This is a genomic window from Streptomyces justiciae, from assembly GCF_015163075.1.
GTDB classification, from domain to species: Bacteria; Actinomycetota; Actinomycetes; order Streptomycetales; family Streptomycetaceae; genus Streptomyces; species Streptomyces justiciae.
This window is the reverse complement of sequence record NZ_JADDXU010000004.1, coordinates 357,621-368,034: the sequence shown is the minus strand read 5'-3', so window position 1 is coordinate 368,034 and position 10,414 is coordinate 357,621. Positions and strand designations below refer to the sequence as shown.

At 71.6% G+C, this 10,414-nt stretch carries 8 protein-coding genes; 4 read left to right on the top strand and 4 right to left on the bottom strand.

Translation table 11 applies throughout. The features are described 5' to 3' along the window. Positions 1-10: 10 nt before the first annotated feature. The 4 genes from IQ210_RS14125 (at position 11) to IQ210_RS14110 (ending at position 4,049) form a co-directional block, all read left to right on the top strand. Complete coding sequence (locus IQ210_RS14125; protein WP_194079326.1) at positions 11-955, top strand: alpha/beta hydrolase; 945 nt, start codon at positions 11-13, stop codon at positions 953-955. Between the two features lie 122 nt (positions 956-1,077). Next, entirely contained in the window at positions 1,078-2,298 is a 1,221-nt protein-coding gene (locus IQ210_RS14120) for a PucR family transcriptional regulator (protein WP_194079325.1), read from the top strand. A gap of 137 nt (positions 2,299-2,435) precedes the next feature. Further along, positions 2,436-3,077, top strand: coding sequence for a cutinase family protein (locus tag IQ210_RS14115; protein ID WP_194079324.1), 642 nt, complete (start codon positions 2,436-2,438; stop codon positions 3,075-3,077). Between the two features lie 231 nt (positions 3,078-3,308). Next, the gene (locus IQ210_RS14110; RefSeq protein ID WP_194079323.1) at positions 3,309-4,049 is read left to right on the top strand and encodes an alpha/beta hydrolase; all 741 of its coding nucleotides are present in this window, start codon (positions 3,309-3,311) and stop codon (positions 4,047-4,049) included. 46 nt (positions 4,050-4,095) lie between these two features. On the opposite strand, the gene IQ210_RS14105 is transcribed toward IQ210_RS14110, so the two are convergent. The 4 genes from IQ210_RS14105 to IQ210_RS14090 all read right to left on the bottom strand — a co-directional run bounded on the left by IQ210_RS14105 (position 4,096) and on the right by IQ210_RS14090 (position 10,384). Further along, positions 4,096-4,896 carry an endonuclease/exonuclease/phosphatase family protein gene (locus IQ210_RS14105; RefSeq protein WP_194079547.1) on the bottom strand — a complete coding sequence of 267 codons (801 nt, stop codon included), beginning with the start codon at positions 4,894-4,896 and terminating at the stop codon, positions 4,096-4,098. Positions 4,897-5,079: 183 nt separating this feature from the next. Then, complete coding sequence (locus IQ210_RS14100) at positions 5,080-7,038, bottom strand: hypothetical protein (RefSeq protein WP_228047727.1); 1,959 nt, start codon at positions 7,036-7,038, stop codon at positions 5,080-5,082. 228 nt (positions 7,039-7,266) lie between these two features. After that, complete coding sequence (locus IQ210_RS47205; protein WP_228047726.1) at positions 7,267-8,910, bottom strand: NlpC/P60 family protein; 1,644 nt, start codon at positions 8,908-8,910, stop codon at positions 7,267-7,269. A 112-nt stretch (positions 8,911-9,022) separates the two neighbouring features. Further along, entirely contained in the window at positions 9,023-10,384 is a 1,362-nt protein-coding gene (locus tag IQ210_RS14090) for an AMP-binding protein (RefSeq protein ID WP_194079321.1), read from the bottom strand. Between the last annotated feature and the right edge of the window lie 30 nt (positions 10,385-10,414).

Below are 10,414 nucleotides of genomic sequence, written 5' to 3'. Positions count from 1 at the left end.
AGGAGCCGCCATGCCCGACCGCATCAGCAGAATGTCCCGGCGCACTGTCGCGAAGGCGGCGACCGCCGCCGGTCTGACCGCGCTGTTCGGCACCGCCACCGGCATCGGCCGTGCGCGGGCGGCGACGCAGGTGGGGCCGCGCACGTTCGACGTGTCCGTGGCCTCGGCCGCCCTGCGCCGCAGCGCGCCGGTGCGACTGATCCTGCCCGCGGGCTTCGACGCGGCGCCGGCACGGACGTATCCGGTGCTGTGTCTGCTGCACGGCGCCCACGACGACTACACGTCATGGACGCGGGAGACGGACATCGAGGCCTTCACCGAGGGCCGCGACCTGATCGTGGCGATGCCGGACGCGGGGCCGACCGGTATTCCCAGCGTCTGGCGCGACGGCGTCGACTACGAGACGTTCCAGGTGACGGAGGTCCCCGCGCTGCTGGCCCGTGACTACCGGGCTTCCGGCGTCATGGCCGTCGCCGGGGTGTCGACCGGCGGGTACGGGGCGATGGCGCACGCGGCCCGGCATCCGGGCGTGTTCGCCGCCGCGGCCTCCTACAGCGGCGTCCTGGACACGACCGCGCCCGGCGTGCCCGCCATCGTGGACGCGATCGTGGCCCGGGAGAACCTGCCCGCCGCCTCGCTGTGGGGCCATCCGGTCCTGAACCTCCTCACCTGGCGGGACTTCAATCCCCGTGCCCGGGCCGAGGGGCTGCGCGGCACACCGTTGTACGTCTCCCAGGGCAGCGGTCTGCTCGGGGACGGCGGCGATCCGCTGCCCGGGGTGCTGGAGAGCGCGCTGTGGCCCTCCGCGCACGGGTTCACCGACGCGCTGGCGCGTCTCGGCATCTCCGTGGACAGCCACTTCTACGCGGGAGGAGGGCACAACTGGGCTTACTGGAAAGGTGAGTTCGCCCGGTCGTGGCCGATGCTCGCCCGTGCCCTGGGGGTACCGGAGTGATGTCGGTGCCGTGGGGGCACGGAACGGAGCGGAGGGGACGCCCGTCCAACCAGGGACGTCCCACCCGCCCCACGGTCAACTCCGCGCGGGCGAGCCGACTCCGGGCGAAAGGAGTGTCCGCGATGGCGTTCCCCACTCCGCGCGACCTGACGGGCGGTCCCGGGACCACACCCGTCCCGGCTGAACTGGCCGAGCTGCTGCGCGCCCAACTCGCCGCCGTCGCCGATGAGGTGGAGGAGGAGGTCCGCCGCCAGGTGCCCGAGTACGCCCTGCCGCCCGACGGCCCGTACGGCAGGAACCTCAGGGCCGGTGTGGTGCAGGCGCTGACCCTGTTCGTGGACCACATCGCCGACCCGCGCGACGACGGGGAGTCGATCGCCGCGACGTACTACGCCCTCGGGCGCGGCGTTGCGCAGGAGGGCCGCAGCCTGGACGTGCTCCAGTCCGCGCTGCGGGTGGGCGGCATGCACGCCTGGCGGTGCATGGGCCGCACCGCGGAGACGCTGGGGTTGGACTCGACGGTCGTGGCCGCGCTGGGTGAACTGGCGTTCCAGACGGTGCACGAGGTCGCCGAGGCCGCTGCCGCCGGGTACGCGGAGGGGCAGCTGCGCAGCACCGACGAGTTGGAGCGGCGCCGTCGCCGACTGCTCGACCTGCTGCTGGGTGAGGGCCCGCCGGCCCTGGAGGCGGTGCGGAAGCTGGCGCACGGCGCACGGTGGACGGTGCCGCGGCAGGTCGCCGTCGTGGCACTCGCGGGGGGCCCCGACCGGGGTGAGGAAGACAGGCCGCTGGCCTCTTCGGGGGCGCTGGTGGACATGGAGTCCCGGCCGTCCCGCATGCTGGTCCCCGATCCCGACGGCTCCGGGCGGTGGGCCGGGCGCAGTTTCACGCTCGCGTTGCGGGGCCGCCCGGCCGCGATCGGGCCGACGGTGCCGCTCGCCGAGGCGGCGCAGTCCTTGCGGTGGGCCACCCGGGCCCTGGGGCTGATGGGGCGCGGTGTCCTGCCCCGGCAGGATGTGGTGCGCTGCGCGGATCATCTGTCGACGCTGCTGCTGTACGCGGACGAGCCGCTGCTCGGCCGGTTACAGGCCCGCGCCCTCGCCCCGCTCGACGCGGTGTCGGCGGGGCAGCGCGCCCGGCTCACGGAGACGCTGCTGGTCTGGCTGCTCAACGGCAGCAACGTGCCGGACGTCGCCGCCCGGCTGCACATCCATCCGCAGACGGTCCGCTACCGGCTGCGGCAGCTGGAGAAGCTGTTCGGCGACGCCCTGCACGATCCGGACGCCCGCCTGGCGATGATCCTGGCGCTGCGCGCGGAATCCGCGCAGCCGCAACAGGACTGATTTCCGGCACTCACCACAGAACGAAAAAGCGTGGCACTTCCATAATCGCGTTCATAACACCCTTTCAGGCATCGCGAATACGTTGACGAAGTCCCCTTTCGCAGGCGCTTACGGCGCCCCCCATCGCGGAGGATTCCATGCGTATTCGTTTATGCCTGGCCGCGCTCTCGCTCGTCGGCGGAGCCGGTGTCGCCACCCTCGCCACGCCCACGGCGTCCGCCGCGGCCTGCACGGACATCGACGTCGTCGCGGCCCGCGGCACGTTCGAACCGGGCACGCTCGGCTTCATCGTCGGCGACCCCGTGTATTCCGCGCTGCAACGGAAAATCAGCGGAAAGACCCTCTCAAGCTACAAGGTGAACTACCCGGCCGACCTCTCCCTGACGTCGGCCGCGCAGGGCAACGCGGATCTGGTGAATCACGTCAATCAGCAGGCCGCCGCCTGCCCGAACCAGCGTTTCGTCCTCGTCGGCTATTCGCAGGGGGCGAACGTCGTCGACAACTCCATCGGCATCAGCAGCGAGGGTGCGGTGGTCGGCAGCCCCATCGTCGCCACCCTGCCGGCCGCGGTCGAACCGCGGGTCGCCGCGGTGCTGCTGTTCGGCAATCCGATCCGGGCCCTCGGCAAGAGCGTCACCGGGGTCTACCAGAGCCGCACGATCGACTTCTGCGCTGCCGGCGACCCCGTCTGCGAGAGCGGCGGGACCGACGTGGGCGCGCATCTCGGCTACACCGCGAACGCCGACGCGGCGGCCGCCTTCGCCGCGGGCAAGGTCTGAAGGCACGCAGGGCTGTTCCGGCGAGCGGCTCCGTGGCGGCCGGCCACGGGGCCCTCGCGGAAAACCCGTTGGCGGAGTTCCGCGGCCGCTGCTACCTTTCCGGAGGCCGTGCGAGAGAACGAGGAGGTGGTACCCGTGAACGTATCGACGTGGGTGCTCTCCTCCGGGGTCACGGTCGGGCGATAGGTCGTCCGGGAGCGCCGTTCCAGCGCACTCCCGAAAGGCACGACCATGGCCCTTCGCTTCACTTCCGAACAGCGTCTCGACGACGGCGTCCTCGAACGCGGATTCACCCTCGGCGAGATTCCCGGCTTCCTCTGGACGCCCTCCTCCGCGGCCGCGCCGACGCCGCTCATCCTGCTCGGCCACCCGCCGATCGGACTGCACAAGATGTACCCCCGGCTCGTGGCGCGGGCCCGGCACGCCGCCGCAGACGGCTTCGCCGCGGCCACCATCGAGCTCCCCGGGAGCGGTGACCGGCCCGTCTGGCCCGCCCTCGAACAGGCCCGCGCCGACCTGCGCCGGGCCATGCAGGCCGGCGAGCCGGTCGGCGAGGAGATCATCGATCCCCTCGTCCTTCCCCTCGTCGACAAAGCGGTCCCCGAATGGCAGGCCGCCCTGGACGCCCTCCTGGCGCTGCCCGAGATCGGCGGCCCGGTCGGGTACTCGGGCGGGATCATCTCCATCGGCGTCCGCCTCGCGGTCGTCGAGCCGCGCATCGTGGCCGCCGGTCTCTTCGCCGGGAGCTTCGTACCCCGGGCCATTCTCGAGGAGGCCCGCCAGGTCACCATTCCGCTGCACGTCCTGCTGCAATGGGACGACGAAGGAAACGACCGGCAGGCGTCCCTGGACCTGTTCGACGCCTTCGCCTCCAAGGAGAAGTCCCTCAACGCCAACATGGGCGGCCACACCGGCGTCCCGCAGTACGCGGCGGACGCCGCGGGCCAGTTCTTCGCCCGGCACCTGAAGTGAGTCCGAGCCCGCCCCGAGCCATCGGGGCGGGCTCCCCGGGCGCGCCCTAGGTCAGGTCCACGTCGGCCTGCAACAGGTCGTGGTCCGAGTACGCGGTGGGATGCACCTGGTGCCGGAGTGAGGCGATGCCCCGCAGGAAGACGTAGTCGAACTTGCTGTACCAGTCGGTGGTCGTGTCGCAGCTGCCGGACGCCGAGGGGTGGCACTGAGGGTCGGTGTCCGCGGCCAGAGTCCACATCGGGGCGAGTTCGGGTGTCTCCGGCGTGGCGTTGAAGTCGCCGATCACGATCGCGCGGTCGTACTTGGCGACCGCCGCCGCGAGCACACGAACCTGACCGACGCGAACCGATTCCTGCTGCCGCTGGGCGAGATGGGTGTTGAAGACCCGGACCTTCCGGCCGTCCACCGTGGTGGTCACCGCCAGGTACCCGCGGTCCTCGGAGCCGCCGTCGGGATACTCCACCAGGACCCGGTCGGTCATCGGCGCCGCCGAGAGCAGCGCCTGACCGAAGCCTCCCGGACTCCACGGCACCCCTCCGCAGCGGCCCCAGTTCTGCAGCACCGCCCCGTACTCGACGTGGTACACCAGCCCGTAAAGGCTCTCCAGGAGATCCCGGATCCGCTTCACGTCACCGGTGCACGCCTCCTGCAACCCGATCACCTGGGGCGCGTAGGTGGCGATCTCCGCCGCCCGGTCGACGTTGCTCTTCTCGCACGGATTGCAGAGGTTCCACGTCATGACCCGGTTCGGCACCACTTCGCCGGCGGCACCGGCCGGCAGCGGCCTGCCGACGAGGGCGTCACCCGGCGCGCTGGGGCCGAGAAGCAGCACGCAGACCACGATCATCGCGCCCGCACACAGCCGCGCGCCCCTTCCGAACACCGACGCCTCCCCGAACGAGCTCCGACCACTCCGTACCCGAGGCTATGCGACGCTCCTGTCGGCAACCTGTCGGCGACGCCTGCTGCCGGCGCTCCGACTGCCTTCACGGCCCGCCCTCGCCTGCTCGGGAGGGCGGGCCGCCGGCGGTCATCCGACGAGGTCGGTCTGCTCCAGGAGCAGGCGGTCCTCGGCCAGTTCGGCCGCCCCCTTGTCGGCGAGGGCATTGACGGCCGCGTTGAAGCGTTCCATCGAGGTGGGGTGGTCCGGGCCCAGGACGTACTCCTTCAGGGTGCGGCGGTACGGCGCCATCGGGTCGTTCGCGGGCGTGCGCACCGAGCCGAGGATCTCCGGCAGGCGGGTGCAGTCACGGTCGAGGAGATAGGCGCCCCCGGCCGTGGTGTAGGCGGCGCGGAACTCCTCGTCGGGCAGGTCGTGGGCGTTGGTCAGGACGTACGGCTTGAGGCTGGCGACGAAGTCGGCGACCACCGAGGAGACGTCGCTGACGAGGATGTCCGCCTGGTTGAAGCACTCGTACAGCGTGGGCAGTTGCTCCAGGATGACGTGGTGCCGGCTCGTGCCGTGGCTCTCCCAGAACAGGCGGTGCCACTCGGCGTGCAGGGTGTGCCACTCGCCCGCGTCGTCGTGCTCGGGCAGCCGCGCCTCGCGGGTCTGCTGGGCGTCGTCGCCCTTCTGCCGTCCGGCCAATTCGTCGAGCCGGGATCGGATCTCCGTCAGCCGGGGGCGGACGGCGGCGAGGTCGGACTGCGCCCGGACGGCTTGCCGGCGTTCGTTGTCGGCGTGCAGCAGGTCACGGATGGCCTGGTCGGCGGCGGCCGCCTCGGCCGAGCGCTTGCCGGTGAGCGGGTGCGGCTTGTAGATGATCCGTACGTCCTCGGCCAGGAGCTTCTCGATCAGCCGCGTGCCCATCGGGATGAGCGACGTGTGGCAGTCGTCGTCGCTCCACCCCTCCCAGGTGGGGGCGTACATGACGACCGGAAACGGGCCCGGGAGGCGGTCGGCGTGGAGCCGGATCGGCGCCAGTTGCGGCCGGCCCACCTCGACGATGGCCGCGTCGCTGATGGCGTGCCGCACCCGCTGGTACCGGTCGCGCCCGGCCCGCCCGGCCACCCAGATCTCGTCGTAGACCTTGCTGACCCGGTTGCTGCTGGCCAGCTTGTCGCTGTCGCCGTGGCCGATGAAGACGTGCTTGGCCTCCGCGATGCGCAGCATGTGCACGTTCTTGCCGGCGTTGCCCGGGTAGAGGACGACCCGTACGCCGGACAGGTCCAGCTCCGCCAGGTCGTCGGCCTTGGGCACGCACAGGACGGGCAGCCGGGTGCGGCTGAGGTGGCGGAACGAGGCGCGCTCGCGAAGGATGATGAGCGGACGCCGGTCGAGCCGCTCCAGCGTCTCGATCCACATGTTCACCTGGTACATGAAGTCCCGCGACACCGCGGCGAAGCTGAAGTAGAGCGCCACCTCGGGCCCATATGCGGCGAGTTGACGGTTGACCTCGGCGAACACGTCCTCCCGCACAGGCATGTGACGTGCCCTCAGGTACTGCACGGCCAGTGCGAGCACCGCCACCGCGGTGATGCCGACGGTCAGCGCGAAGCCGCCGTGCGCCCACTCCTGGGTTCCGGTACCAAGCGCCACCAGCAAGCCCACGTGGGCCAGGAGGTCAAGGTGCAGCAGCTTGCGCAGAAAGCGCCGGAACAGCAGCGCCGGCGGCTGCTGAGGGAGAGGCAGCGCGCTCATGTCCAGGTTGCGCACCACCAGCGGCAGCACCCGGCGGCGCCGTACCGCGTGGTGCAGCGCGGTGTACAGCATCACCAGCGCGAAGTGGACGCTGAACACGGCGAGCGCGGCGACCAGCATCGCATCCGACGCGTCCATCCGCTCGGCCAGGGCCAGCAGCATCACCGTCCGGACGGCGAACCGCAGCGTGCGGTCCAGCTGAAGCGTCGCCAGCCGGCGCACGAACCCCGGCGAGCGGACATGCAGCGCCTCGTCGGCTATGTAACTCACCGCGGACGCCACCGCGAAGCCCCCGAGCCACGGCAGCAGAGCGAACACCGGCAGCGCCACGAAACCCGCCGCCAGCAACAGAACCAGAAAAAGGTCAGTCGTCCCGCGTACCCGCAGAGCACCACACAACTGACGCACCATGTTTGACAAGGTTCCCCCCACGGAACTGTGCACGGCTGTAACACCGTTGGTCGCCAGTTCGACCCGGGTGGGCCTCGCATGGTTGTGCACCCAGAGATCACGAAATGTTCAACTGTGGTTCATGAGAGGTTTGGGAAGTCAGGTCGCATGTCGGGGCGAGGTGTGTCAGGCCGGACGGATCGCGCCCTTGATCGCCGACTGACCGGCGAAGAACACCGACTCCTCGCGGACGGCCGCTCCCGGACCCGGGGCGTGGATCATCATGCCGTTGCCGGTCCAGATGCCGACGTGGCTGAGGTCGTCGTGGAAGAAGACCAGGTCACCCACCTCCACTTCGGCGAGGGCGACCGGTGTGCCGACCCCGGCCTGTTCCTGAGCGGTTCGCGGGAGTGTCACCCCGGCGACCTTCCAGGCGGCCTGGGAGAGACCGGGCGCGTCGAAGGACCCCGGCCCGGCCGCTCCCCACACGCACGGCCGGCCGATCTGCGCCCGGGCGAAGGCGATCACGCGGTCGGCCTTGGGGGTGTGGCTCACACCGGTCGCGCCGGTGAATGCCGGTGCGGTGACCGGAGGTTGAGGGGCCGGCGGTTGGGCGAGAGGCACTTCAGCGACCGGCGGTTCGATGACCGGCAGCGCGGCGACCGACGGCAGTCCGGCGCCATAGGTCGCCGTGGTCGTGTCGGTCGGCCAGTCGGTGGCGTAGGAGGTGGCCGGATCGGTGGGCACACCGGTGAGATACGGGGCGATCGGGCCTGTCGCCGGTGCGGCGCCGTAGGGCGTGGCCACGTTCACGGCAGGACCCGCGTCGTAAGAGCCGGCGAGAGGGTCCTCAGCAGTGGGCCATGTCGTCGCGGCAGGGAAAGCGGTGGGTTCGGGCGGCAGCGGCCACTGTGCCCCGTTGTCGCCGAGGACCGGCAGCGGGCCCGTGCGCCAGATCTCCTCCTCCGACCGGGTCCCGAAGGCCTCGACGGCCTCGACCGGCGGGAAGGGCGCGGCGGACCCGGCGGACAACTCGGGAACCGGCCCGACGTTCCACTCCGTGGCGGGCCCGGCGGCCGATTGCGGGGCACCCCCGGCGTTCCACTCGGGAGCAGGACCGGCATTCCACTCCGTGCCGACCCCAGCGGCCGACTCCGGCGAGCCCTCGACGTTCCACGCGGGAACAGGCCCGGCGTTCCACGGCGGAACGGGCCCAGCAGCCAACTCCGCGGCCAACTCTGGGACGGGCCCAGCAGCCAACTCCGCGACGGACCCTGCGGCCAACACCGGGTCGGCCCCTGCAGTCAGCTCCCGGGCAGGTCCGGTCGTCCACTCCGCCGCAGGTCGGGCGGTCAACTCCGCTATCGGCCCGGCGAGTTGCGCGGGCGACGACATGCCGGTCGGCGCCGAAGCCGCTCGGTCGGCAGCCTTGGGCGCCTCCAGGGCGAGAGGCTCGGCAGCGCGTTCCACGGAGCGGGCGGGCTGCGGCGCGCGGCCCGGACGGCTCGGGCGCTCGGGGCGGTCCGGCCCACGCCCCGCCGGCTGGGTCGCCGGAACGGTCGGCCCCAACTTGGCCCGGGCGACGTCGAACCACTGGCGGGTCAGATCCCGGAGCGCGGGTTCCGCGGCCTCCTGGGAGCGCCCCCGGCCGGCCGCACCCCGTTGCCGCGGAATCGCCGCCGCCCGGGTCGCGTTGAAGGTGCCCGTGTCGCTCTCGGCCCTGTCGTAAAGGTTGTTGATCCGTCGGCGGACCTCGTCACGGCTCGGCGCCTCGCCCCCGTCTGTCGACGCGCCACCTGAGGACTGCGAGAGCAGGGGTTCCGGCGACATGGGACGGGCTCCTTCCGTACGAGAACGCACGAGACGTCCTGCCTGGCGGAGGAAGTCGTGCGGGCAGCGCCCAACCTAGCCAACTTGTGATTCTTTCGTGAAGGTTGAAGGGTTAAATGCCCGATACGCTTCTGTGACCTTCGTCCCTTCGCGGCGCGATGTCCAGGCGGAGGCACCGGGTTTTCACCGAGGTACCGGTCCCAGCAGGCGAGGTAAAGCGTGCGACGGCTCCCGTACGGAAGTAACCGTCGTCGGTGAAGGACCGCGCGTTGAGGTCGGATGCCCGGTAGTAGCCGCGCACCGTGTACGGGCCGCGCACCAGGAGTTCGCCGGGCTCGCCCTCGGGTACGTCCTTGCCCTCGGTGTCGGCGATCCGGATCTCGTCATCGGGCGAGAGCGGGCGGCCGTGCGGCTCGGACGCCGGGGCGAGGATGAGCAGCCCCTCCGGCATGGCGTGAACGCGCTGCACGTGGCAGGCCAGCGCGGTGCCCAGCTCTTCCGCGGACGCGCCGTCCAGCTGGACGAGCCGCAGGCTCCCCAAGTCAGCACCGCTCGCAGGGAGTTCGCGGAGCCAGTGCCGAACGACGCCGGGCGCGAGCGACGTATGGGTGACCCGCTCACGTTCGACAAGCGCGAGGCATTCGGCCGGTGTCCCGGTCTCGGCCTGGACGACGATGCCGCCGGCCATGAGGGTGCCGATGATGCCCGGACAGCCGAGCGTGAGGGTGAACTCGGCGGAGGGCGCGGCCAGATACACGTCGCCCTCGGCGAGCGCTGCCGACTCGGCGGCCGCCCGCACCTGGTAGGCGTAGTCGTCGTGGGTGCGGGGGACGAGCCGGGGCGTCCCGGCGCTGTCGGCGGAGACCAGGAAGAACGCCACCTCGTCGGCGCTCCGCACGAGGGGACGGTCGGGCGGGGCGTCGATGGAGCCCAGCGGGAAGTAGTGGCAGCCGGACGGATCGGTCGCCAGGCCGCCGTACGGGGAGGCGGTGTGCGGCGGCTCGTAGGTGAACACCCGCCGCAGGAAGGGCCATCGGGCGGCGATGTCCGCGGCCATGCCCCGGTGGTCGAAGCCGTCGTGCACCGAGGGACCCACATAGCCGGCGGCCTCCGTGACCCGGGCGGCGTGGGACACCTGGGGCTCGCGGTGCGTGACGGGGCAGAACACGGGGATCGTGCCCGCGCGCACCAGTGCGAACGCCGTGATGACGAGCTCAGGCACGTTCGGCAATTGCACGACGACCCGTTGTCCTGGCCGCAGGCCACGCAGCCGGAAGCCGGCGGCCATGCGCTCGACGCGCCGGTTCAGCTGCGCGTAGGTGAGGCGGGTGTCGCCCTGCACCAGCGCGGTCCGGGACCCGTACAGCAAGGCACAACCACGCAACAGGTCGTCCAGCGTGTGGCCACGCCAGTGCCCGGCCGCTCGGTAGCGGTCGGCGAACACTTCGGGCCAGGGCGTACAGCCGTCGAGCATGGCGGTCCTTCGCTGTCTCGGGTGCCGGTC